Source organism: Kribbella sp. (assembly GCF_035687465.1).
Lineage (GTDB): Bacteria > Actinomycetota > Actinomycetes > Propionibacteriales > Kribbellaceae > Kribbella.
In genome coordinates this window covers 18,942-42,694 of record NZ_DASRXP010000506.1, presented here as the reverse complement: position 1 = coordinate 42,694, position 23,753 = coordinate 18,942, and the positions used below count along the sequence as shown (strand labels likewise).

Below are 23,753 nucleotides of genomic sequence, written 5' to 3'. Positions count from 1 at the left end.
GGAAGGAGTTGGAGATCGAGCAGAACCGCCCTCATCAGCGGGAGGCGACGTACTGGGAACCGTGCTCAGCGACCGGTTCCGGAGCGCTCTGGACGCCGCCTGGTCAGTGGGTACGACACAGGGACGAGCGCATGCGGCAGTTGTCCACTGCCCTGCGCTTGGTCAGCCATGTCGTGTACTCCACGCCACCGAGAGTACGGAAGCCACCCACACCCCGCGAGCCTGTGTCCCATTGACCGAGACAACTGATCAGGATGTGGACATTCAGGGGCGGTGCTGCTGGGGTCCGAGGACGACGTTGGTGGCGGCGACCTTGTCGTGCAGGGCCTGCTTCTTGTCGTCCCAGAGGGGCCAGAGGTAGTCCAGCAGGCCGATCAGACTGATGAGGCTGCCGACCAGCGGCACCGCGCCTAACAACGAGAGCCCGGTGACCAGGCCGTAGCGCTTGGCGACCGCGAGCGGAGGCGGCGGTCCGGCGACGTCGCGCAGCCGGACGCTGATGCCGACGATCTTCTTACCTGGGGTCGAACCACTCCTGGTGAGGAAGAAGTACTCGTAGGCGAAGCCGACCACCAAGGCGATCAGGGTCGCGGGAATCATCCACTTGTAGAGCTCCGCCGGCAGCGTGGTGTCGAAGCCGGTCGTCTCCCCCGCGGAGGCGCGGTCGAAGATCTCCCGCTCGTAGTCGATGAACGCGCCGAGGTACTGGTACCAGAAGTAGCCGGTGAGCGGCAGGCTCGCGATCAGCACGATCAACCCGTCCAGGAACCGCGCGCCGACCCGCTTCCACCACCCGGCCAACGGCACACCGTCCGGTGTGGACGGCACCGTCGGCCCGTACCCGAAACCCTGCCCCTGGTACGGCGGAGGGCCCTCTCGCGGGCGCCGGTAGTCCGTCCAGAACCCACCATCCCAGTACCGCTGCTGCATCGGGTCCTGCGGATCGTCGTACCAGCCGGCCGGGAAGCTCATCGCCAAAGCATCACGTACGCGAGGCGCAACCGCCCACCCAGGTCCTGATCCGGCCAGCTCAGTGCACCTGGTGATCGACCGCCGCGCCGATCGCGGCGATGACGTCAGCCTTCCGGGGCTGACCGCTCGCCCGCGTCACGATCTCACCGGTGGCATCCAGCACCAGCACAGTCGGCGTCCGCATGATCCCCAGCCGCCGGACCAACTCGAGGTGGGCCTCGGCATCCAGCTCGAGATGCCGCACCCCTTCGACCATGCCCTCGACCTCGACCAAGATCCGCCGCGTCGCCCGGCACGGTGCACAGAAGGCCGATGAGAACTGCAGCAGCGTCGCCCGCTCCCCGAGCTGCCCGCCGATGTCTTCCGCGGTCAGCCGCTCCGCGTTCGCCCCAGCCGCAGCTGAAGTGGTCTCCTCCTGCACAGCTCCACTCCTGATCGCGCGAGTCCCGCGGAATCGTCCGTCGACCCGGACCTTGAGCACGCTGAGCAGCACGCCCACAGCGACTGCGCAGGCGAGCACGACGATCCCCAGAGTCATGACATCCAGCGTACGTCCGCCCCGCCGGCACTCAAACGCTCGTTCACCCTTCGGACGGAAGGCACAAAGGTGAAATCCGGCTGACCGCTTCCCCTCAATGCGAAGAATTCGGCACCCAGTAGTCGCGTAATTCAACCCACTGAAAGACAAACTTTCTGCTTATCGAGTCGCTACTGTCAGTACAACCCGGCGATTCTTCTGCCGGTTGGCCGCGGACGTATTGGGGACGGCCGGCGCGGTCTCGCCGAAGCCCTTGGTGGTGATCAGGGCGGCCTTGAAACCCTCGGTCCGGATCAGCCAACTGGCGACCGCCTGGGCCCGGCGCTCGGAGAGGCGGAGACCGTACGTCGCGTCGCCGCGATCGTCGGTATGACCCTCGACCCGGATGCGCGCGTTCGGCGAAGCGGCCTTGATCTTCAGTGCGATCGCATGCAGCGCCTTGGCCGCGTCCGGGCGGATCACGGCCTGGTCGGTGTCGAACAACACGTCTCCGGGTGCGACGTACGAGACCTTGCCCTCGCCGGTGAACACGTCGACCTTGTCCTGACCCGGCAGCTTGCGCGACTCCAGCCGGGCCGGGTCCACGTCCACGTCGGGCAGCCGGACCGGCGCGACTTTGACGGTCTCCACCTTGACCCCTTGCTCGCTGCTGCCGGGACGTGCCGCGCCGTTGCGAGCAACGCCACGCCGTACAACGCCCTTGCGGGTAACGGTCGGCAGGACACCGTTGGTCTCGGCCTGACAGATCTGTGGGGAGGTCACTGCGGGCGCGTCCACCCCGGGCACGGTGACAGCGGCGTAGACCTTGTCGGATCCATCCAGGCGGCTCTCGGGAATCGTGACGTCGGGGATCGCGGCCGCCGTGATCCGGATCGCTCCGAGGCAGCCGCCCGGGGCGTCGTACTGGACCACGCAGCCCGCGTCGATCGTCTGGGCGGGGATGGTGAATCCCTCGACGAGAGTCTTCTGGTCGCCGTCCACTACCGGCGCGACCACGACCTCGGGAACGGCGACATCCGGCAGTTCGCGAACAGTACGGCCGGCCGCGGGGACGCACTCCGGATCGGCACTGGGCGTAGCGGTGGGAGTCGGCACCGTGCTCGGAGTTGCCGTCGGCACCGGACTGCTCGAGGTCGCCGAGGATGGAGCGGTAGTCGCCTTTTCACTGTCGGAACAGGAAATCAATGCACCGGCGAGGAGCGTCGCCAGTAAACACCGGCTCACCGCGCGTGACCTTTGCCTCATGCGCTCAGTGTCGCACACGCGGAACATTAGAAAGGCCGCAGGGAAATGTATTCGCAACCTGCGTTGCACGGCGATTAATGTTGTATGAACGATCCCGCAATAGGCAGCGCAGGACTGACTCCGGCCGCTACTTTCATGCTGGCCGTACCGCCGTCGACAAAGACCGCGAACGGTTGTGGGGATACCGGTCGGCAGGAGGCCCGACCGGTTGGCGTCACCCGGTCCTGGGGTGGTCCGGGTGAATTCGACCGCGTTTCGCGGTGGGGGGATCAATGAGTGTGTTTGGTATTCCCATGAGCCGGTTCAGTCTCGGCGACATCTGGGGGTGGCTTTCGAACATCAGCTTTTCCACGGATGACCTGTCGCAGTGGCGATCGCTCGTGCCGCTGGCGCTGGCGGGGATCGTGGTGTGGGCGTTGTGGGTCTACCGCTTCGTGCTGTCCCGGCTGGCCCGGCCGATCGTGAACGACTACACCGCCACCACGTCGGTGGTGGTGCCGTCGTACCACGAGGACCCGGACATCCTGATGCGCTGCCTGGAGAGCTGGCGCGAGCAGGATCCGGACGAGATCCTGATCGTGCTCGACCTCGCGGACACCGAGGCGTACGAGCGGCTGGTCGCGCTGGACGACCCACGGATCCAGGCGATCCTGTTCAAGCACGCGGGCAAGCGGTCCGCGCTCGGGGTCGGGATCCGCGCCGCGACCTCCGACATCCTGGTGATGACCGACTCGGACACCAGCTGGGAACCCGGCCTGCTGAAGGCGGTGCAGCATCCGTTCAAGGACCCGACGGTAGGGGCGGTCAGCACCCAGCAGAACGTGCACGAGCGGACCAGCAGCGTCTGGCGCCGGATCGCGGACTGGCTGGTGAATCTGCGGTACTACGACTACGTCCCCGCGATGGGCCGGGCCGGCGCGGTCGCCTGCGTCTCCGGCCGGACCGGCGCCTACCGCCGCAGCGTGGTGCTGCCGGTACTGGACAACCTCGAGAACGAGTTCTTTCTCGGCCGGCGCTGTGTCTCCGGTGACGACGGCCGGCTGACCTGGCTGGTCCTTGCCTCCGGCTACAAGACCGTGCACCAGTCCTCGGCGAAGGCGCTGTCGATGTTCCCGGCAACGTTCCGGGCCTTCGCCAAGCAGCGGATCCGGTGGAGCCGCAACTCCTACCGCTGCTACCTGACCGCGGTCTGGAAGGGCTGGTTGTGGCGGGTCCCGCTGGTCACCAAGGTCACCGTGCTGCAGATCCTGCTCACGCCGGTGACGATGGGCATCACCATCGGCTACATGATCTTCAGCCGGCTCGACCTGACCTGGCAGAGCATCAGCCTGGCCGCCGCCTGGCTGATGATCGCCCGCGGTATCCGGGGCATCTCGCACCTGCGCAGGCATCCGGCCGAGATCCTGCTGCTGCCGCTCGTCACGCTGACGGTGATCCTGATCGCCTTGCCGATCAAGCTGTACGCGTTCGTGACGATGAACAAGCAGGGCTGGCTGACCCGTTCGGCCGACACCATCGGCGGCGAGGGTCAGGACGCCGCGTCGCTGCGCCGGCCACACACCCAGCCTCAGGTCCAGGCCCACGTCCAGCCCCAGCTCCAGCCGCAACCGCGGGCGCAGCACCTTCGGACGCCGGACCGGCAGTCGGAGACAGTCTCGTGAGCACTCGCAGGATCGCTCGCAAAGTCGTCGCCGTGGCCGTGCTCGGTGTGTCCGGCCTCGCGTTGATGCAGTCCGCCGCCTCGGGGACCCCAGCCGCCTCTCCTTCACCGACGCCCAAACCGAGCGCCGCGAAGCCCGGCGCGACCACGCCGAAACCAGCCACGCCGACGCCAGAGCCGCCGGACGCGACGCAACCGGCGGTGCCAGGATCCACACCTGCTCCCGAGGACAAGGCGATCGACCGGCTGCCGTATCCCGGTGACCCGGAGGCCGAGGCCGCCTATGTCGCGGACGAGGACCGCCGCCTGGTCGAGGTCCGGACGGTCGACTCGCTGGCGCGGTGGAGCAAGACCTCGCTGAACTCGCCGTACCGGATCGCCACCGGGTCGGCGTACACGCTGGTGCTGACGCCGCGGCGGGAGGTGTACACGGTCAAGGACCTGCTCGGGCTGGCGCCGCAGACGTTCATCCGGCAGCCGGACGGCGGGTACCTGCTGTCCGAGCACATCGTGGTCCAGTCCGGCGCGACGCTGAACCTGTCGTCCTCGGGTGGCCTCCGGCTTCGGCTGGCCAGCGATCCCGACGGCTTCATCTCGATCGTGAACTACGGCGGCACGCTGAACGTGCAGGGCGCCCAGGGCAAGCCGGTCAAGATCACCAGCTGGAACCGCGACACCAACAGTCCGGACACGCTGACCAACGACGGCCGCGCGTACGTCCGCTCACTCGGTGGCACAGTGCGTTTCCGGTACACCGAACTCTCGGACCTGGGGTTCTGGAGCGGCCGCACCGGCGGGTTGTCCCTGACCGGCACGGACCGGCCGAACAGCGGTGAGCTCGACGAACTCGGTGAGACGATGCGCGTCGGTAAGCGGGCCACGCAGGAACGGAAGGCCGAAGAGGCAGCGGAGGCGAAGAAGCCGACCGGGGTGTCGCTGGGCGGCGCCGGCAAGTCCACCCTCAGCCAGATCCTGCCGGCCGGAGCCCTGCCGTTGCCCGAGGTGAGCATCGCCGATCCGGAGTACAGCTACGTCTCCGCGCTGATTCAGAACACGGTGATCAAGCGGGACGCCTTCGGCCTGTTCGCGGCGAGCGCCAACGGTCTCGACATCCGCGACAGCAGCTTCGACGACAACCTCGTCGACGGGCTGGTGATGCACCGCTACGTCACCAACGCGGTGGTGGACTCCAGTACCGCGAACGGCAACGCGGGCGACGGCATCGTGTTGTCCAGGGCAACGACAGGCATCGTCCTGTCGGAGATCGAGGCCAAGGACAACCACCGCAACGGACTCACCATGTCCGGCCTGCCCCTGGCGGACGGCCCGAGCGCGACCGGCTCGAGCCTGACCAGCTACGGCAACAACACCGTGTCGAACAGCAAGCTCGTGAACAACGCCCGGTACGGCGTCGAGGTGATCGGCGGCACCAACGTCGGTGTCAACGCGAACGACTTCCAGGGCAACGACATGGGCATCGTGGTACGAGGTGGCGCCGCCGATGTCTCCGTGGTCGGCAACCGGGTCACCGAACCCGGACGGCAGGGCATCGCGGTTCGTGACGGCGTGCACACGTCCACGGTCTCGGGGAACATCGTCACCGGTGGCACCACCAGCGTCTACGTCCGGGACTCGGCCGCCAATGTGGAGCGCAACACGCTCTCCGACGCCGACTCGCACGCGGTTTCGCTGGTCGGCAGTGTGAGCGAGGCCAAGGTCAGCGAGAACACCATCAGCGGCCGCGGTCCGAGTGCCATCGACACCAAGCGGGCCGCGGACGTGAACATGCGGCGGTGGGACAACGACGACGGTCACTGGCACGACACCACTCCGTTCGTGGTCACGTTGAAGCGGTTCCTGCAGCCGTTGACCGCGATGTGGCTGCTGCTGGCCGCGCTGCTGGTCTTCACCGCGGCACGCGGTAGCCGGAGGATCCGGCGGATCGTCCACCCTTACGCTGACAAAGCACCGGTCAGCGATGGTGCGCCGGTGCCTGCGACAGCCGTTCCTGTGTCAGCCGATCCCCAGGGAGCCCGATGACAAGGCGTGAGTTGATCATCGCCGGGGCGTCCGCTGTCGCGGTGCTGCTGGTCGGGGGCGGAGTGGTCGCGCTGGCGTGGCCGGATTCGTCTCCTTCGACCAACACCTCCGCGGATCCCTCGATCCCGACGGTGCCGCCGGCGCCCACCATTCCCACCATCACGGACAGTTCCCCGGAGCCGTCCAGCTCGGACTCCCCAACGGACTCACCTTCTGAGGACGAAGAGGGCGATTCCAAGAAGAAGCCTGAAGACGCGCCGCTCCTAGCGAACGCGCCGGCACCGGGCCAGGGTCAGCTGCCGAACTCGTCAGCCGTCAACTGCCCGGGTGCCAGTGCTGAGGTGTCCGATGCCAACGGTTTGAGCGAGGCGCTCAAGGACGCGAAGCCTGGTAGCAGCATCGCCCTGGCCGACGGCCGGTACGCCGGGAAGTTCGTGGCCGAGGTCTCCGGTACCGCGGAGCAGCCGATCTACCTTTGCGGCGGCGCGGGCGCAGTACTGGATGGAGAGAACGTGCGGGGTGGCTACGTCCTGCACCTGAAGAAAGCGAAGTACTGGCGACTCGTCGGGTTCACCGTGACGAACGGCCAGAAGGGCGTGATGGCGGACACCACCGTCGGCTCGGTGATCCAGGGGCTGACCGTGCACGACGTCGGCGACGAGGCGATCCACCTGCGCTCCAACAGCACGGACAACGTCGTCCTGCAGAACACCATCAGCAAGACGGGCCTGCGCCGGGACAAGTTCGGCGAGGGCGTCTACATCGGTACTGCGGTCAGCAACTGGTGCACCACGAACGACTGCAAGCCGGACCGCAGCGACCGCAACGTGGTCAAGGGCAACAAGATCTCGCAGACCACGTCCGAGGCGGTCGACATCAAGGAAGGCACCACCGGGGGTGTGCTGGAGGGAAACACCTTCGACGGTTCGGCGCTGAAAGGCGCGGACTCCTGGGTGGATGTCAAGGGCAACAACTGGTTGATCAAGGGCAACACCGGCACGAAATCGACCTTGGACGGCTTCCAGACCCATCAGATCCTGAAGGGCTGGGGCGACCACAACCTGTTCACCGGCAACGTCGCGGACGTCGACGGACCCGGACTCGGCTTCGCACTGCGCCCGGCCGAGGCGAACACAGTTGCCTGCGACAACAAGGCCGAGCGCGCCGCCCAAGGTCTGAGCAACGTCCCCTGTCACTGAAAGTTTCCAGCTTTTCCTTCACCTGAACTCATTTGGGGGGTTCTCCATGTCCGAAAAACCACGTCTCACCGTTCTCGGCACCGGGTATCTCGGTGCCACCCACGCGATCTGCATGGCCGTTCTCGGCTACGAAGTCCTGGGGATCGACACCGACGAGGCCAAGGTTGCCGCGCTCGCTGACGGCCGCGTTCCCTTCTACGAACCCGGCTTGCCCGAGATGCTGCGGAAGGCGCTCGACTCGGGGCGGCTCCGCTTCAGCACCGACATCGCGGAGGCCGCCGCCTTCGGTGACATCCACTTCGTCTGCGTCGGAACGCCCCAGGCCAAGGGATCACCCGCCGCCGATCTCACGTACGTCGACCAGGTGGTCTCGACGCTCGCGGTTCACTTGACCCGGCGTTGCCTGGTGGTCGGCAAGTCCACAGTCCCTGTCGGTACTGCGGATCGCCTGACCGAGATGCTCCACACGCTGTCGCCGGCCGGCACCGAGGTCGAGCTGGCGTGGAATCCCGAGTTCCTGCGCGAAGGATTCGCCGTCGAGGACACCATGCGTCCGGACCGGCTGGTCTTCGGGGTCTCGTCACCGTGGGCGCTCTCGCAGCTGGAGTCGGCCTTCGCTCCGTTGCTGGAGGCATCCGTTCCGGTGGTGGTGACGGATCTGCCGACGGCCGAGCTGGTCAAGGTAGCCGCGAACTCCTTCCTGGCAACGAAGATCTCCTTCATCAACGCGATGGCCGAGGTTTGCGAGAGCACCGGGGCCGACGTACAGCAACTGGCCGAGTCGCTGTCCTACGACCCGCGGATCGGCGGGCGGTTCCTGCGGCCGGGGCTCGGATTCGGTGGCGGGTGTCTGCCAAAGGACATCCGGGCATTCATCCACCGGGCGGAGGAGCTCGGGGTCGGGCAGGCGGTGTCGTTCCTGCGTGAGGTGGACGCGATCAACCAGCGGCGCCGGCAGCGGACGGTCGACCTGATCCGTTCGCAGGCGGGTGGGTCGCTGGCCGGCGTGACTGTTTGCGCACTGGGCGCCGCCTTCAAGCCGGACTCGGACGACATCCGGGACGCTCCGGCGCTGGATGTCGCCCGGCTCCTCGTGGCGGAAGGCGCGATCGTGCGCGTCTACGACCCGCAGGCGATGGAGAACGCCCGGCGCGCCTACCCCGACCTGCACTACGCGCCCAGCGTCGCCGAGGCGGCCGAGGGAGCCCACGTCGTCGCTCTCCTGACCGAGTGGGACCAGTTCCGCGAGCTCGACCCGAACTGGCTGGGCGAGATCGTCGCGGTCCGGGCGATCGTCGACGGCCGCCATGCCCTCGACCCGACCACCTGGCGCACCGCTGCCTGGGACTACCGGGCACTGGGCCGCGCCGCCTGAGACCCCCACTTTGTGCACGGCCTGGCCGGCCCCCCACCACACCCGGCCACCCGTGCACAAAGTGGGCCTAGGCCGTAGGTCAGTCGGCCGGGCGGTTACGGAGGCGTTTCGTCTCGCCGCGGCGCTTCTTCTCGTCGAGGCGGCGCCGTACGGCGTTCTTGCTGGGCCGGGTAGGGCGTCTTTGCCGGGGTGGTGCCGCGATCCCCTCCCGGATCAACGCCGCCAGCCGGGTCCGTGCCGCCTCGCGGTTGCGCCACTGTGAACGGTGCTCGGAGGCCGTCACGGTCAGTACCCCGTCCACCAGACGCGAGCTCAGCCGCTCGAGGGCACGGGCTTTCAGTACTTCGTTCAGCGCGGTGGTCGCCGCCAGATCGAAGCTGAGCTCGACCCGGCTGTCGGTGGTGTTCACGGACTGCCCGCCGGGCCCGCTGGACCGCGAAAACCGCCAGCCAAGCTCTGCTTCCGGAATCACCACTCCGGCCCGCACCATCAGCCCACTGTCCATGACCCCATTCAATCCGATCCCGCGGCCACCCGCGCTGCCCCTTCCCGGTGGTTACGCTGCTGGCGTGCAGGAACCAACGGGGAAAGTTGATCGGGAGGAATTGCCCGAGCTGCAGGACATCAAGGTGCGCGGGCGGTCGCTACGGACCTGGGTCATCAGCGCGGGTGTCGTGCTGCTCGTGATCTCGGCCGCGTTCGGCGGGCTGGAGAAGGCGGCCGACGAGACTCCACAGGTCGGGGCGGGTACGGCGATCGACGCCGGGCAGTTCGAGGTGACGATCGAGCGGGTGGTGGTCGTGACGGATCTGAAGCCACTGTTCACTCCGGACGACGGTGGCGTCCTGCTCGCCGTGGTGACCACGATGAAGCTGACCGATGACACCGGCGTCACCCCGCCGAGAGACCTGATCCGGCTGATCGACGTACCGGGGGTGAAGGCGACCGAGGCAGCGCTCGGGACGACCAACCAGCGTGACCAGACCCCGAATCCGGTACTGACGCCCGATCGGGGCGAGATCGTCGCCTACGTCTGGAAGCTGCCCAAGGCCACGGATCTCCCCAAGGAGGTCAAGCTGACCGTGCAGGGCTACAAGCACGTGGACGAGTCGGTGCTGGACCACTACGAGAAGTGGAACACGGACAAGATCGCCGCGGAGAGCACTGTCACGGTCAAGGACAACACGAAATGACCGCCCGCAAACTGGTGAACGTCGTCCTGGTCGCCGTGGTGCTCGTCGCGATCGTCGGCCTCTACCGGCTGACGCCGACGCGGAAGGACATCCAGCAGCCGGTCGCGGTCAAGGGCGTCATCGGCAAGCCCGTGAAGACTCCGCGGTTCGAGCTGACCGTCGAGGGAGTACAGCTCAGCAAGAAGTTGCGGGTGCCGCGGACCACGCCCGATCGCGACACCCTGAGCGATTTCGTCGTGGTCAGCGCGGTCGTCAAGGCGACCCGCGAACCGATCCACCTGCAGAAGGTGGAGATCCGGACCTCCGACGGCATCACCTATCTCGGGGCCAACCGCAGCGGCCTGAAGCAGGTGGATCTGACCGGGTTCGAGTTCGCGCCGGACATCCCTGCCCGTGGGTCCTTCGTGGTCGAGATGCCGGCCGATCAGTTGCCCGGGGCAATTTTGCTGGTGACGGAGAGGTCGATCTTCACCGCCTTGGAGCCGCAGGCAACGGTCCCGCTCGGGGTCGAGAAGGACCAGTTGGATGCCCTGCGCAAGGACGTGGCGATCTTCACGACCGCGAGTGACCTGTGATCGGCGCGCGCCGGGCCAAGCGCGGCTGGTTCCGGAGGAACTCCATTGCCCTGGCCACCCTGGTGATCACCATCCCGCTGGCGGGCTGGTGGACCACTCGGAGCGACTACAAGTCCTGGTACGACGGCGAACCCCGTGACCCCGTGATCGTCGCCGCAGCCGGTACGGCGTACGCGGACGCCACCTGGTACGCCGCGAGCGTCGAGGTGGATCCCGATCCCAAGCCGAAGTCCCAGCCCGAAACCCTGCCGCCGGGGACGACCCGTGTCCGCGTGTACCTCCGGCTCCAGGTGGACGACCTGGCCAAGGTGGAATCGCTGGGAGGCTGCCTCGTCCACGTCCGGGCGCCGGACGGGCGGATCTGGGACGAGTCGATCCTCGAGGACGATTTCCAGGACCGGCCGACCGGTTGCACCGGCGGCTACGACGACAAGCTCCAGACCTGGCGGGATCCCCGGATCGCGCCGTACTACCTCAAGCCGCAGGCGAAGAAGCCCTTCGAGACGGTCGCGGTCTTCGTCGTACCGACCGGCGTCGCGGCCACCGTCCAGCCGACCATCACCTGGGCTACGAGACTGCCTCAGTATCTGGCATTCCCGAGGTAGCCGCGGTCAGGTCGGTGACGCCCTTGTCCTCCCCTTCGTCCGGTGGCGCCTGTACTGCGCGCGTCCGGGTCCGCAGGTAGCCCGCGAGACCACCGATCATCCGGTCGTACGCCGCCGCCAGCAGGCTCACCTGGAGCATGATCTTCAGGCCGTTCGTGACCAGGTCCAGCGGCTCGTCGATCACCTGCCAGAACTGCAGCGAATGCGGCCCGAGCACGTAGTCGCGCAGTACGATCCACACTTCGCTGGCCAGGTAGGTCACCACCGCCCAGGCCAGGAAGTAGCCGAGCAGCGGGCGGAGGCCGGACCGCACGACGAGGCGGAAGGCGTCCATCACCGGCCGCCAGCGGTCCCGCCAGTCGGACACCATCGAGTTGCCGGCCACCCGGACGAGCCGCGGCGTCCGCTCCCAGCGACGGGTGATCCGGTCGAACCGCCAGCGCGGCTGGACCTTGTCCGCCTTGTGCACGGCCCGCCCGTAGATCACCGCGGTCATCGTGATCCACATCAGCGGCAGCACGGCCGCGGTCCACAGATCACCGATGCCGGCGGCAAGGAACCCGGTGACGTCGTCCCAGATCTCGCGGACCTGCGCCACACCGAGCACGTGGTCCAGCAGCCAGATGTAGCCGTCGTGGACCCAGACCCACGCCTGGCGCTCCTGCAGCCAGCCCTTCGGCGAGGGCAGGTAGGAGGTCGCCTGGTAGGCGACCACGAAGAGCCACAGGGCTTCCAGGTAGGTCACGAAGAGCCGCCGCACCGGCCCGCCTGCGGAACCCTTCCGCTTCTTGAAGATCAACCGCAGCAGGTACGCCGTGACGCCGAGGCCGATGAACAACCACGTCGAGAGCGACTGGAGTCCCGCCGAGGCCGCAGCGACTGTGCCTCCGGTGAGCACGGTGGCGCCGATCTCGTTGACCCTGTGGACGGCCAGGTCGTACTCGTAGGAGTACGCCTCCGCCTGGAGGAACTTGTAGGCCGCGTAGAACGCCAGGAACGGCAGTAGGGCGGTGGCGACTGCGTCGATCGGGCGGTGTTCTTTGCCCGGCTCCACCCCGTCGGGGGCCAGTACGCCCTCGGCGACTGCCCGGCGGTGGAACGGCAGCTCGCTCCGCAGCACGAGGAACATCGTGACGTACATGGCCAGGGAGATGACTACCAGCAGCGCGAGGACCGCGATGCCGGCCGCCGCCACCTTCGCGCCCGCCTGGACTGCGATCCACTGGGCCCCGCGGTGGGCCAGCTCGGCGATCAGGAAAACGGCGAGCAGGCGCGGCCAGGCCCGGCCGAACAACGCCCCCGCACGACCCACCGTAGTGAGCAAGGTCCCCGAATCCTGTGCCACAAGCGCTGAATCTACCCCCGGACAGGCGCACTACCGCTGGTCCAGCGCGCGGTGTTCCGGGGGCGTGCCGCGGCGGTCAGCCGCTGCTGTCAACCGCTGGTGTCAGCCGCCGGCGAAGGGAGGGAGGGCGTCTACCTGGGCGCCGTCGCTGAGCGGGGCGGTGAGGTCGACGCGCTCGCCGTCCAGCAGGAACGAGCAGATGCCGAGGACCCGGCCCAGCTCAGGGCGACCGACGGAGACGGTGTCGACCAACTCCTTGACCGAGTCGGCCTGCGCGGTCGCGGTGGACTCACCCGCCGCGGCGCGCGCGGCGGCGAAGTACCGGATGGTTACTTCCGCCATATGGGAGATGCCTCACCTTTCGATTAAGTCTTGGAGTATTATGTCAGCTTGCTGTTGCAAACCAGTGTCTCGGGCCCCCGGCAATGACGCCGCTGGGGCCTGACGTGCTTCAGGACCGGATCACTCCTGGGAGATCCGACTAGCCGCACAAGGAGACAGCGTGAGTACGTTGCTGCTGCTGACGAACGCGCTGCAGGCCTCTACAGAGGTCCTGCCGTCGCTTGCCCTGCTGCCCCACCAGATCCGGATCCTGCCCGCCGAGGTTGCCGCGCTTGTCGACGCGCCCGATGCCGACGCGGTGCTGCTGGACGCCCGACGGGACCTGGTCTCGGTCCGCGGGGTGTCCCGGCTGATCCGCACCACCGGCGTCGACGTCCCGCTGATCCTGGTGGTCACCGAGGGCGGACTGACCGCGGTGAACGCGGACTGGGGCGCGGACGATGTACTGCTCGACACGGCCGGCCCGGCTGAGATCGAGGCCCGGCTCCGGCTGGTGATCGGCCGTCTCGCGGCCGCCCGGAACGAGGACCCCGACACCACGCTGATCCGCAGCGGTGACGTGGTGATCGACGAAGCCTCGTACACGGCGAAGCTGAACGGACGGGCGCTCGACCTCACCTATAAGGAGTTCGAGCTGTTCAAGTTCCTCGCACAGCACCCCGGCCGCGTGTTCACGCGCGAGCAGTTGCTGCAGGAGGTCTGGGGCTACGACTACTTCGGCGGCACCCGGACGGTGGACGTCCATGTCAGGCGCCTGCGGGCCAAGCTCGGCCCGGAGCACGAGTCCCTGATCGGCACCGTCCGCAACGTCGGCTACCGCTTCGTCATCCCGCCCAGCACCCAACGCGAAACCGCCGACGTCACCGTCTGACCGCCCCCGAGACCAGCAGACCTGCCACCCTGGCGGGGCGGTGGATCACGTGACTCAGCCGGAGGTGCGAGGACCGGCCTAGGCCGGAATCCGGCCTTGGACCAGACCGCGTTCTTCCTGCTACCTTGCGTATTCGGTCTTTTCACGGAAGGTGACCGATGGCGCACGCTCCGACTTCGCACCGTCGCGGTGCCCGTGCTTCGCACCGCAGCGATCGCTCCGACGGACCGATCCAAATAACCACCTGGCTCGGCCTGACCTTCGCCCTACTCCTTGGCCTGGTCCTGGTCAGCCGCGACCACGTCGGCGTCCACGCCGCCGGGGTCACCCTGCTGATCATGCTCGTGCCGCTCACGGTCGCCGTGTACGGCAGCGCCCTCCGCCGGGGGCTCGGCTCAGGCCGGGCAGCCATCTCGACAGCGATCGCGCTGACCGTCGTCGTCCTCAAGTTCCTGATCTGAACCCCGCCGGCACGCGGGTTGTCCGCGAGGGAACAACCCGGGCGCGCGGCGTACCGCAGTACGGGTCAGGAACCGGTGCTGATCCGGTCCGTCGGACCAGGGGTGTACGGGTCGTGCGCTGCCAGGTACTTGGCGAAGGCATCGATGTCGAGACCGCCGAAGAACTTGTCCGTCCCGGTGGTGAAGGCCGGGAAGCCGTCACCGCCGTCGGCGAGGAAGTTGTTCGTGACGACCCGGTACGACGTACCGTCCACCAGCGGCTGACCCGCGATCTTGATGGAGCCTGCCACCACCTTCGACCCCGCGGCGGCCGCCGGGTTCCAGGTGTAGGTGATCCCCGCGACCTGGAGCACCTTGAACTTCGGTGCCTCCGGCCCGTTCAGCCCGGAGAACTGCTGCTCCAGCAGGGCCTTGATCTGGGTACCGGTCAGGTCCAGCGACACCATGAAGTTGTTGAACGGCTGCACGGTGAACGCCTGGCCGAAGGTGACCGCCCCGCCGGTCGAGGCCAGATCAGCCCGGATCCCGCCCGGATTCATGAACGCCGCCACCGGGGTCTTCCCGTTGGTCACCGTGGTCGTGTCCGCGAGCTGGGCGTCGGCGATCAGGTTGCCCAGCGGCGACTCCAGTGAGTCGTCCGTCGTCCGCGGCACCGTCGGCGTGGTGATGTGACCGATCACCTTGCTCTCGATCGGGGCCACCAGGGTCTGGTACTTGCCGATCAGCTTGGTCAGCTGCTCGTCCTTCGGCACGTCCTGGGTGACGATCCGGTTGTTCGCGAGCGTGTTCAACCGGTCCACGTCGTGGGTGGTGTTGTTGATGCTCAACCGCACCTCGGTGACGAGCTTGCCGAAGGAGGCCGCGCTGGTGACGAGCCGCGGCTTGCCGGCCGGGTCGTTGATCGAGCAGTTGTACGCCGTGTGGGTGTGGCCCGAGATGATCGCGTCGATCGCGGGGTCGAGGTTCTTGGCGATGTCGGTGACCGGTCCGGAGATGCCCGGGCAGCTGTTGTACGCCTTCGGGTCGACCGGGAAACCGCCCTCGTGCAGCAGCACCACGATCGACTCGATGCCCTGCTTCTTCAGCTTCGGCACCAGCTTGTTCGCCGTCTCCACCTCGTCGGTGAAGCTCAGCCCGGCGACCCCGGCCTTGGTCACGATGTTCGGGGTGTCCTCGAGCGTCATACCGATGAAGGCGACCTTCTGACCGTTCTTGAACTTCTTCACCGTGTACGGGTCGAACAGCGTCTTCTGGGTGTTCTCGTAGAAGACGTTCGCCGACAGGTAGTCGAAGTCGGCGCCCTTGAACTTGTTCTTCTTGTCCGGGCAGGAGTTCTGGTTGTTCTGCCCGTCGCCGTCGTTCAGGCAGCCGCCGTTCTGCATCCGGAGCAGCTCGTGCCAGCCCTCGTCGAACTCGTGGTTGCCGACCGACGCGGCATCCAGGCCCATCTCGTTCATCGCCTCGATGGTGGGCTCGTCGTGGAACGCGGCGGACAGCAGCGGCGAGGCCCCGATCAGGTCGCCCGCCGCCACAGTGGCGGTCTCCTGGCCCTGTGCCTTGGCGGACGCTCGCAGTTGCTCGAGATGAGTCGCGAGGTACTCCGCGCCGCCGGCAGGCGTGCCGTTCACGTTGCCGCTCGAGCTGGTCGCGCTGTTCGGCAGCAGGTTGCCGTGGAAGTCGTTGATCGCGAGCAGCTGGATCTGGGTGTGCGTCGGCTTCGGTTTCGGCGACGCCGCCTGGGTCACGGTTCCCCCCGTGGCCAAGCCGAGCACCACAGCGGCCCCGGCGGCCAGCAGGCCAACGGCCCGCGGTCCCCTGAACCACGCTTTGTCTCGTCCTGTGAAGGCCATTTCTTTCTCCGTCTTCGATGGTCCGCCGCGCTCCTCGTTGGACGCGACCCGCGAAAATTACCCCGACATTGCCTGCCTCTCCAAGGACCTGAGCATGAACTTCTCCTGCACCCACCTACCGTTAGGGCGTGACCCTCGAAGCAGTGCCCTCACCGTTGCCCTCGGCCACGGCCGCCGCCGTCACCGAACTCGCTCGCTCGGCCGCTCAGAGCGACGGCGTGAACCCGCTGTCGGAGCACACCCTGCTCCACCTCGACGGCGAACACCCCGGCGACGTCCACGTCCTCGCGTACGCCGGTGAGCCCGGCACGCTAGAGGTCTCCGGCATCCAGAGCGCCGGCAATCTGATCGGCTACGCCGCCCTGGGACCGGATGGCTCGGCTGAGCTGGTCGTATCCCCCGCAGCCCGCCGCCACGGAACCGGTACTGCGCTACTCCGGATGCTGATGGACCACGGCGGCTCGCGGCTCCGGGTGTGGGCGCATGGACGGCTACCGGGCACTGACGAACTCGCGGCACGACTCGGGCTCGAGGTAGCACGCGAGCTGTACTTCCTCCGCCGGGAATCCGCCCCCCTCCCGTCGGAACCAGCCTGGCCGGACGGAATCGAAGTACGGACATTTGTGCCAGGCCAGGACGAGGCCGCTTGGCTCGAGGTGAACGCGCGCGCCTTCGCCCATCACCCGGAGCAGGGCAGTTGGGATGCCGCGGACCTGGCAGACAGACTCGAGCAGCCTTGGTTCGATCCGGCCGGCTTCTTCCTGGCAGTGGACAGCTCAGGCAAGCTCGCCGGCTTCCACTGGACCAAGGTTGAGGACGGCGTAGGCGAGGTCTACGTGGTCGGCGTCGACCCATCCCACCAAGGGTCCGGCCTGGGCAAGGCCCTGACCCTCCACGGCATCCGCCACCTCCAGGACGACCGAGGAGTCCCAGCAGTCGTCCTGTACGTCGACGGCACCAACACCGCAGCCAGATCCCTCTACACCAAGCTCGGCTTCACCACAGCCGCCCTAGACGTCCAATTCGCCCCCACAGGCACCGTCTGACCCGCCCTGATTTCGGCCAGCCGGCCCATGTAACGCCGCCTCCCAGAACCCTGCGACCGGTGTCACACAGAAATCATCCGCTCACATCGCGTCATAAATCCCCCACTCCCACGTCCCACCAATAACCAGGAGCCGTCCGAGCCTCTCACCCCCCAGCCGGGCGGCTCCTGGCCCCCAACCGACTTATCCACAGGCACCCCGTCACACCCCGCAGCGAGCCCCTTCACCCAGTTACGATCGAGGCCAACTACGGAGGGCTGACACTCGTGACGTACCGCAACAGGCTGACGATCCTTACCCTTGCCTGCCTGACCACCACCCTCCTCGCCGCATGCAGCTCAACCAGCCCCGAGGCCGGCCGCCCCAACACCGCCCCGCCCACGACGGCCCCCACCGCGGTCCCTACATCCACCACTCCCCCCAATTCATCGACCCCGCCGTCCGTGGCGCCAGATCGTCCGTCTACGGCCAATGGACTGACCCTCGCAGCGGCGGAGGTCTTCGTGAGGTACTACAGCGACCTCATGAACTACGCATCCAGCAGCGGCGACGGAGCTGCGATGCTCAGGGCGAGCGACGCTGGCTGCGAGAACTGCAAGGCCTACGCAGACTTCGTCAAAATATCCAACGCAGCGAATGGCCTCCTGACAGGCGACTATCGCGAGCACATTACGGATGTCTCCGAACTTGTCCGGGGCCAGAGCGGCAAGGTCGGTGGCTCCGCGAGCGTCAAAGTCGGGGCTTACATCAGCCGCGAGACGCCCTCGGCCACGCCGATCGTGAGCGAGGCGACGAACTACAAACGCGAGTTCGCTTTGTCACCGCAGGGTGGTAACTGGGTGATGTATGAAATGAAACTTGTAGAACAATGACTAGCGCCAAGCGTCTCATTGGAATGCTTTCATTGATTGGTACGGCACCCTGCCTGGCAACCGGTCCAGTAGCCGCGAGCGCGCAGGCACCAACCGTCTGGCACACCTCAGCAGCAGGCACTAATAGCCAAGAGGTAGGTCCAACCGCTCCGCCGCCGACTAAGGCGAAGAAAACAAAGGATGGAACGCAAGTGCAGTCGGAGCGCAAGATCACCGGCCGCGTCGACGAAGGCAGGCCCGCGAAGTCCCCTAAAAAGGCGGCGGCAAGTGACAGCAAGCCGAAGAAGCAACCCAGGTCTCTAGCCCGGCCGCCGGCGCGTGGCGATATCAGACTCAACGTCGGGCTCTGTGGGCAGATGGGACCTGAGGGGAATATGCCAGGTCCCCTCAGATGCGAGATGGAGTTGGTTGATACGCCGGATCCGACGGTGCCGCCTGAGGTGGTGCAGCCGCCGCGGCCGCAGGATGTGACGTGGGAAGAGGTTTTGACTGAGTCCAAGAATGTGGCGTTTCCGCCGCGGCGCGTGATGGTGCAGCCTGCAGAGCGGACGCTGGTCAATCTCGACACGATTGTGTACACAACCGAGAGCGGGATATCGACGGATGTCGTTACGCTGTTGGGGTTTCCGGTCGAGGTTGAGGCGACACCGATCAGTTACACCTGGAACTTCGGCGACGGTGGTCCGAAACTCATCACGACCACGCCGGGGAAGCCGCATCCTGCCAAAGAGATCACGCATAAGTACCTGAAGCGCGCCTCAGTCAATCTCACGCTGACGACCAACTACGCAGCCCGCTTCAACGTCGCCGGCACCGGCTGGCAGTACGTCGCCGGGACCGTCCCGATCACTGGCCCCGCCACCGCGCTGCTCGTGCGGGAGGCCGTACCAGTGTTGGTGGATCCGCCTAACTGAGTTAGCGGAGGGGTAGGTGGGTGGTTATTGTCGCGCCGCCTAGTGGGAGGCCGTTTTGGGCTGTGGTGGTGCCGTTGTGGGCTGTTGTTATTGCTCGGACTATTGCCAGACCCAGGCCGGCTCCGGAGGTGCCGGGGGTTCGGGCGGCGTCGCCTCGGACGAAGCGTTCGAAGGCTGAGTCGAGTACTTGGGGTGGGATGCCGGGGCCGTCGTCGGCGATCTCGAGGGTGGCTGTTGTCGTGGTGTGGGTGACTTCTATGCGGGCCGTTCTCGCGCCGGCTGTGGCGCTGTTGTTCAGAAGGTTCGCGAGGACCTGACGGAGTCGGTCGGCGTCTCCTTGGACGGTGGTGGGCTCGCCGGTGACCTCGATCTGCAGGCCTAGGACGGGTCCCAGGCGGCGGGACTCGGCGATTGCGAGGTCCAGGAGGTCGACGGGTTCGCGGCGGACGATCAGGGAGCCGGCTCGTTCGCGGGCGAGGAGCAGTAGGTCGTCCGCGAGTCGGGACAGGCGCTCGGCCTCGCTGAGGGCGGCGACCAGTGAGCGTTCTACCTCGGCCGGTTCTGCGAGTGCTGACAGGGCGAGTTCGATCTCGCCCCGGAGTACTGCGACGGGGGTGCGGAGTTCGTGGCTGGCGTCGTCGACGAAGGCGCGTTCGCGGGCGAAGGCGACTCGGAGCCGGCCGAGCATGTCGTCGAGTGTGCGAGCCAGTCGCGCGACCTCGTCGTCACCTGGGATGGCGGGAAGTCGGCGATCCGTCTCGACGGAGGAGATCGCAGCCGCCTCGCGCGTGAGGATGTCGACCGGCCGGAGCGCCGCCCGGACCACCAGCCGGCCTGCCAGGGCGAGGAGGCCGACAAGCACGGGAGCGGCGAGGAGCAGGATGACCAGTAGGCGTTCACGTGCGGCTTCCAGCGGTTTCGCGGATACACCGACCGCCAGAATCTGCCCCGACTCCAGTTGCACCGACATGCGCCGTACCGACGTCGAGTGGGCGTCGATCGACACCGACCGGGTGATGGGAGCGTCGCGCTGGAGCTCTGTGACTTCGGCGGTCGTGAGCAGTCGGCCGCCGCCGAGGGATGGTGAACTTGCGACCACTGCGCCGTCGGCCGTGTAGAGCTGCGCGAGTGGGTCGCGGGCGACTGCGCCGGTGTCGCCGGCGCGCAGGGCAGCCGAGATGTCGCCGCCGCGGATGGAGAGGTCCTGGTCGAGTGCTGAGGTGAGCTGGCTGGCCAGGGCGAGGTAGAGCAGCACTAGGCAGAGGCCCAGTCCGAGGGCCGAGCCGACGACGAACACGAAGGTCACGCGGGCGCGGAGCGAGCGCGGTAGCAGTCGCATCGTGCGCACCTCCGTCGTCGCAGCCCCTGAGGGCGATTGTCCGTGCGTGGATGCTCGATCACATTGCAGCTCGCTGTAATACCTCAGATCGCAGGCCGGACGGCTTTCAGCGTGTTCTCATGTGGTTGGGGTGAGGCTGGGAGGCGTGAGTAAGCACCAGTCGCAGCCTCCTTCTTCGGCCCAGCATCGGCTCGGGCTGGTGGGTCTTCGACGGGCCGAAGGCTGGGAGTTGCACCCTGGTGTGCGGTCGGCCGACGGCCGGGACCGGGCGGCTGACCTGGCCCGCGACGTACTGGGATCGTGGACTTTCGCGGTGGTAGCGGCCGCCCTGGTTGTGGCGAGCGTCGTGATGTCGGTACGCCGGGACCACGCGGCCGGTGCGGCTTCCTTGCTGAATGTGGTGGTGTCCGGCCTGGTCCTGCTGGAACTGTCCGTCGTACTGATGACTGCTCGCCGGTCCGACGAGATGGCGGGCGAAGTGGCTCTCTTCGAGCTCGAGTCGGACCGGCGTTCCGCCGCTGCGGTCGAGGATCTCCGGGATGAGGTCGAACGGCTGCGAGGCGATCTGGCACGACTCACCGCCCGCCTGCAGACCTCTGCCCGCCCGATCGACGAGACGCGCCAGACCGACGAGACGCGCGGGTGAGAAGAGTGGCGGCAGCAGGAAGTACAGGTTCCCGGTAGCACCGAGGACGGGTGCTGAACTCGAACCTACGCTCGCAGATATGCGGTTGCTCGTAGTGGAAGACGATCCCGGGATGGCCGATCTGCTGGCCCGTAGCCTGCAGCGCGAGGGCTATGCGGTGGACAGCGCGACCACCGGCGAGGACGCGCTGTGGAGCGCCAGCGAGAACGAGTACGACGGGGTAGTGCTCGACGCGATGATCCCTCCGCCGGACGGATTCGAGGTCTGCCGACGGCTGCGGGCGGAAGGACGGTGGGTGCCGGTGCTCATGCTCACCGCGCGGGACGCCGTACAGGATCGGGTGCGGGGCCTGGACGCCGGCGCTGACGACTACCTGGTGAAACCGTTCGCTCTGGCGGAGTTGCTCGCCCGGGTTCGTTCGCTCACCCGGCGGGGCCCACTCGAACGTCCCACCGTCCTGCAGGTCGGCGATCTGACGCTGGATCCCGCGTCACGCGCCGTCCAGCGCGGAAGGGTCGAGGTCGACCTCTCGCCGAAGGAGTTCGCCCTGCTCCACGAACTCATGCGCAGGCCGGGCGAGGCGCTCAGCCGCACCCATCTGATCGACCACGTCTGGGACTTCGCGTACGACGGTGGGTCGAACGTGGTCGAGGTCTACATCCGCTACCTCCGGCAGAAGGTCGATCGCCCCTTCGGCCGCGAGACCATCCGCACGGTCCGCGGCGCCGGCTACCGGCTCGACCCCGAGCACTGAACACCGACCCCGGCGGGTCAAATGCCGGGAGAAGAACGCTGCCGAAGGAGCGACGATGCGGGCGCTGACCGTCCGACCTGGCGTGAAGGACTCGTTGAGCATCAGGGAGGTGCCGGAGCCACCGCCCGCGGAAGGCACGGTGCTGGTCAGAGCGCTGGCGCTTGGCCTGTGCGGCACCGACTCCGAGATCATCAACGGCGAGTACGGCGAGGCGCCGCCGGGCGAGGACTTCCTCGTACTCGGCCACGAGAACCTGGGCACCGTCGAGGAGGCTCCGCCGGGCAGCGGACTGTCTGTCGGTGATCTGGTGGTCGGGATCGTGCGCCGGCCCGACCCCGAGCCCTGCGCCGCCTGCGCGGTCGGCGAATGGGACATGTGCCGCAACGGCCGCTACACCGAGCACGGGATCAAGGGTTTGCACGGATTCGCCCGCGAACGGTGGCGAGCTGAGCCGGACGCCGTCGTACGGGTGGATGCCTCGCTCGGACGGCTGGGAGTCCTGCTCGAACCGGCCACCATCCTCGCGAAGGCCTGGGAGCAGATCGAGCGGATCGGGCACCGAGCGTTCTGGCAACCACAGGTGGTCGCCGTCACTGGCGCCGGCCCGGTGGGTCTGCTCGCGGCCCTGCTGGGTGTCCAGCGCGGCCTGACCGTGCACGTGTTCGATCGCGTCACGGACGGACCGAAGCCAGACCTTGTCCGCTCGTTGGGTGCGACCTATCACCACGACTCGGTACCGGACTCCGGGCTCAAGGCCGATGTAGTGATCGAATGCACCGGGGTGCCGGACGTCGTGGTCGACGTGGCGAGGAACCACGCGTCCGACGCGATCGTGTGCCTGACCGGTGTATCGGGCGTCGGTACGCCGCTGCCGGTTGACGTCGGCGCGCTCAACCGGGACGCGGTACTCGGCAACGAGGTCATCTTCGGGACCGTCAACGCGAACCGGCGACACTACGAGCAAGGCACCCAGGCACTCGCCACCGCCGACGGTCAGTGGTTGAGCCGGTTGATCACCCGCACCGTTCCGCTCGACCGCTACCGCGAGGCGTTCACCCGGCAGCCGGACGACGTCAAGGTCACGCTCGACCTCGAGCCGACCCACCAATGACCCAAGCGAGAACTCAGCCGGGGAGCCAGCCGACCCGGCCGATCAGGTACGTCGCGCCGACGAGCGCCACGATGTCGATCAGCGCATGCGCAACGACGAGTGGCATCACCCGGCCCCAGCGCCGGTAGAGGAAGACGAACAGCACCCCCATCACCACGTTGCCGGCGAAACCGCCTAGCCCCTGATAGAGGTGATACGAGCCGCGGAGGAGTGCGCTGGCCGCAGTACTGCGGCGGTTGGACCACCCCAGTTGCCCAAGGCGACGGGTGAAATAGCCGAGCACGATGACTTCTTCCAGTACTGCGTTCTGCACCGCGACCGCGACCAGGATCGGGATGCGCCACCAGGTATCCGGGAGCTGCGCGGGATCGACCGTGAGATTGATGCCGACGGCAACCGCCGCGAGGTAGAAGGCCAGACCTGCTCCGCCGACGCACGCGGCCACCGCCGTACCGCGCAGCAGGTCGCGTTGGCGGTCGCTGAGGTCGAACCCCAAGGTCCGCAGGGATTCGCCGCCTCGCGCCAAGAAGTGCGCGACCAGGACCACCGGTACCAAAGCCGTCGCGATCCCGAAGACCTGCCAGGCGAGGTCCAGCCAGGGACGGCCCGGAGCAGCCGAGCCGACGATCACCGTCGTCTGATCGCTGAGCCCCTTGTGCGAGGTCAGCGAACCGGTGAAGGAGATCAATGCCGAGACCCCGGAAGCGCCGAGCGACAGCGCTAGAACCAGCCACACCTCCCCCACCCAGACGCGGCGCCCGGTTGCCGCGGACGATGCGGCTGGCCGGGCACCAGAGTCG

Annotated in this window: 24 protein-coding genes; 15 read left to right on the top strand and 9 right to left on the bottom strand. The window is 67.4% G+C overall.

Annotated elements, in window-relative coordinates; all coding sequences use genetic code 11:
* Positions 1 to 264: 264 nt before the first annotated feature.
* The 3 genes from VFG33_RS27075 to VFG33_RS27065 form a co-directional block, all read right to left on the bottom strand.
* Positions 265 to 972, bottom strand: coding sequence for an RDD family protein (locus VFG33_RS27075; protein WP_325055781.1), 708 nt, complete (start codon positions 970 to 972; stop codon positions 265 to 267).
* 58 nt (positions 973 to 1,030) lie between these two features.
* Complete coding sequence (locus tag VFG33_RS27070; RefSeq protein ID WP_325055780.1) at positions 1,031 to 1,510, bottom strand: TlpA family protein disulfide reductase; 480 nt, start codon at positions 1,508 to 1,510, stop codon at positions 1,031 to 1,033.
* A 159-nt stretch (positions 1,511 to 1,669) separates the two neighbouring features.
* Complete coding sequence (locus VFG33_RS27065) at positions 1,670 to 2,629, bottom strand: OmpA family protein (protein WP_325055779.1); 960 nt, start codon at positions 2,627 to 2,629, stop codon at positions 1,670 to 1,672.
* Between the two features lie 419 nt (positions 2,630 to 3,048).
* Here VFG33_RS27065 and VFG33_RS27060 point away from each other — a divergent pair, with 419 nt between their 5' ends.
* From VFG33_RS27060 to VFG33_RS27045, 4 genes are read left to right on the top strand one after another with little or no spacing between them, the layout of a single operon-like run.
* A complete protein-coding gene (locus tag VFG33_RS27060) occupies positions 3,049 to 4,416 on the top strand; it encodes a glycosyltransferase (protein WP_325055778.1) in 1,368 nt (455 codons plus the stop codon).
* Positions 4,413 to 6,455, top strand: a complete 2,043-nt coding sequence (locus VFG33_RS27055; RefSeq protein ID WP_325055777.1) for a right-handed parallel beta-helix repeat-containing protein — start codon at positions 4,413 to 4,415, stop codon at positions 6,453 to 6,455. The genes VFG33_RS27060 and VFG33_RS27055 overlap by 4 nt, the downstream gene beginning before the upstream one ends.
* Entirely contained in the window at positions 6,452 to 7,654 is a 1,203-nt protein-coding gene (locus VFG33_RS27050; RefSeq protein WP_325055776.1) for a right-handed parallel beta-helix repeat-containing protein, read from the top strand. The genes VFG33_RS27055 and VFG33_RS27050 overlap by 4 nt, the downstream gene beginning before the upstream one ends.
* Before the next feature lie 46 nt (positions 7,655 to 7,700).
* Positions 7,701 to 9,029 carry a UDP-glucose dehydrogenase family protein gene (locus VFG33_RS27045; RefSeq protein ID WP_325055775.1) on the top strand — a complete coding sequence of 443 codons (1,329 nt, stop codon included), beginning with the start codon at positions 7,701 to 7,703 and terminating at the stop codon, positions 9,027 to 9,029.
* Between the two features lie 79 nt (positions 9,030 to 9,108).
* Here VFG33_RS27045 and arfB read toward each other — a convergent pair whose 3' ends face one another.
* On the bottom strand, positions 9,109 to 9,534 hold the full coding sequence (arfB, locus tag VFG33_RS27040) for an alternative ribosome rescue aminoacyl-tRNA hydrolase ArfB (RefSeq protein WP_325055774.1): 426 nt from the start codon (positions 9,532 to 9,534) through the stop codon (positions 9,109 to 9,111).
* 64 nt (positions 9,535 to 9,598) lie between these two features.
* On the opposite strand from arfB, the gene VFG33_RS27035 reads away from it, so the two are divergent.
* Genes VFG33_RS27035 through VFG33_RS27025 form a run of 3 tightly spaced genes read left to right on the top strand, consistent with a single transcriptional unit; the run spans position 9,599 to position 11,402 of the window.
* Positions 9,599 to 10,222 (top strand): hypothetical protein, encoded by a 624-nt coding sequence (locus VFG33_RS27035; RefSeq protein WP_325055773.1) that lies wholly within the window; start codon positions 9,599 to 9,601, stop codon positions 10,220 to 10,222.
* Complete coding sequence (locus VFG33_RS27030; protein ID WP_325055772.1) at positions 10,219 to 10,797, top strand: hypothetical protein; 579 nt, start codon at positions 10,219 to 10,221, stop codon at positions 10,795 to 10,797. The genes VFG33_RS27035 and VFG33_RS27030 overlap by 4 nt, the downstream gene beginning before the upstream one ends.
* Positions 10,794 to 11,402 (top strand): hypothetical protein, encoded by a 609-nt coding sequence (locus VFG33_RS27025; protein WP_325055771.1) that lies wholly within the window; start codon positions 10,794 to 10,796, stop codon positions 11,400 to 11,402. Before VFG33_RS27030 ends, VFG33_RS27025 begins: the two co-directional genes overlap by 4 nt.
* On the opposite strand, the gene VFG33_RS27020 is transcribed toward VFG33_RS27025, so the two are convergent.
* Positions 11,365 to 12,726, bottom strand: coding sequence for a hypothetical protein (locus VFG33_RS27020; RefSeq protein ID WP_325055770.1), 1,362 nt, complete (start codon positions 12,724 to 12,726; stop codon positions 11,365 to 11,367). The genes VFG33_RS27025 and VFG33_RS27020 overlap by 38 nt on opposite strands.
* 123 nt (positions 12,727 to 12,849) lie before the next feature.
* Positions 12,850 to 13,089 (bottom strand): MoaD/ThiS family protein, encoded by a 240-nt coding sequence (locus VFG33_RS27015; RefSeq protein WP_325055769.1) that lies wholly within the window; start codon positions 13,087 to 13,089, stop codon positions 12,850 to 12,852.
* Positions 13,090 to 13,249: 160 nt separating this feature from the next.
* On the opposite strand from VFG33_RS27015, the gene VFG33_RS27010 reads away from it, so the two are divergent.
* Both VFG33_RS27010 and VFG33_RS27005 read left to right on the top strand, forming a co-directional pair.
* Positions 13,250 to 13,960, top strand: a complete 711-nt coding sequence (locus VFG33_RS27010; protein ID WP_325055768.1) for a winged helix-turn-helix domain-containing protein — start codon at positions 13,250 to 13,252, stop codon at positions 13,958 to 13,960.
* 158 nt (positions 13,961 to 14,118) lie between these two features.
* A complete protein-coding gene (locus VFG33_RS27005; RefSeq protein ID WP_325055767.1) occupies positions 14,119 to 14,421 on the top strand; it encodes a hypothetical protein in 303 nt (100 codons plus the stop codon).
* Between the two features lie 65 nt (positions 14,422 to 14,486).
* On the opposite strand, the gene VFG33_RS27000 is transcribed toward VFG33_RS27005, so the two are convergent.
* On the bottom strand, positions 14,487 to 16,271 hold the full coding sequence (locus VFG33_RS27000; RefSeq protein ID WP_325055766.1) for a bifunctional metallophosphatase/5'-nucleotidase: 1,785 nt from the start codon (positions 16,269 to 16,271) through the stop codon (positions 14,487 to 14,489).
* Positions 16,272 to 16,399: 128 nt separating this feature from the next.
* Here VFG33_RS27000 and mshD point away from each other — a divergent pair, with 128 nt between their 5' ends.
* The 3 genes from mshD to VFG33_RS26985 all read left to right on the top strand — a co-directional run bounded on the left by mshD (position 16,400) and on the right by VFG33_RS26985 (position 19,103).
* Positions 16,400 to 17,317, top strand: coding sequence for a mycothiol synthase (mshD, locus tag VFG33_RS26995; protein WP_325055765.1), 918 nt, complete (start codon positions 16,400 to 16,402; stop codon positions 17,315 to 17,317).
* A 266-nt stretch (positions 17,318 to 17,583) separates the two neighbouring features.
* Entirely contained in the window at positions 17,584 to 18,189 is a 606-nt protein-coding gene (locus VFG33_RS26990) for a DUF6318 family protein (RefSeq protein WP_325055764.1), read from the top strand.
* A 191-nt stretch (positions 18,190 to 18,380) separates the two neighbouring features.
* The gene (locus VFG33_RS26985; protein WP_325055763.1) at positions 18,381 to 19,103 is read left to right on the top strand and encodes a PKD domain-containing protein; all 723 of its coding nucleotides are present in this window, start codon (positions 18,381 to 18,383) and stop codon (positions 19,101 to 19,103) included.
* A gap of 1 nt (position 19,104) precedes the next feature.
* On the opposite strand, the gene VFG33_RS26980 is transcribed toward VFG33_RS26985, so the two are convergent.
* Positions 19,105 to 20,442 carry a sensor histidine kinase gene (locus tag VFG33_RS26980; RefSeq protein WP_325055762.1) on the bottom strand — a complete coding sequence of 446 codons (1,338 nt, stop codon included), beginning with the start codon at positions 20,440 to 20,442 and terminating at the stop codon, positions 19,105 to 19,107.
* Positions 20,443 to 20,587: 145 nt separating this feature from the next.
* Between VFG33_RS26980 and VFG33_RS26975 the strand changes: the two genes are divergently transcribed.
* The 3 genes from VFG33_RS26975 (at position 20,588) to VFG33_RS26965 (ending at position 22,953) form a co-directional block, all read left to right on the top strand.
* On the top strand, positions 20,588 to 21,088 hold the full coding sequence (locus VFG33_RS26975) for a hypothetical protein (protein WP_325055761.1): 501 nt from the start codon (positions 20,588 to 20,590) through the stop codon (positions 21,086 to 21,088).
* Between the two features lie 79 nt (positions 21,089 to 21,167).
* On the top strand, positions 21,168 to 21,842 hold the full coding sequence (locus tag VFG33_RS26970) for a response regulator transcription factor (protein WP_325055760.1): 675 nt from the start codon (positions 21,168 to 21,170) through the stop codon (positions 21,840 to 21,842).
* Positions 21,843 to 21,897: 55 nt separating this feature from the next.
* Positions 21,898 to 22,953 (top strand): glucose 1-dehydrogenase, encoded by a 1,056-nt coding sequence (locus VFG33_RS26965; RefSeq protein WP_325055759.1) that lies wholly within the window; start codon positions 21,898 to 21,900, stop codon positions 22,951 to 22,953.
* 13 nt (positions 22,954 to 22,966) lie between these two features.
* Here VFG33_RS26965 and VFG33_RS26960 read toward each other — a convergent pair whose 3' ends face one another.
* Positions 22,967 to 23,689 (bottom strand): CPBP family intramembrane glutamic endopeptidase, encoded by a 723-nt coding sequence (locus VFG33_RS26960; RefSeq protein ID WP_325055758.1) that lies wholly within the window; start codon positions 23,687 to 23,689, stop codon positions 22,967 to 22,969.
* Between the last annotated feature and the right edge of the window lie 64 nt (positions 23,690 to 23,753).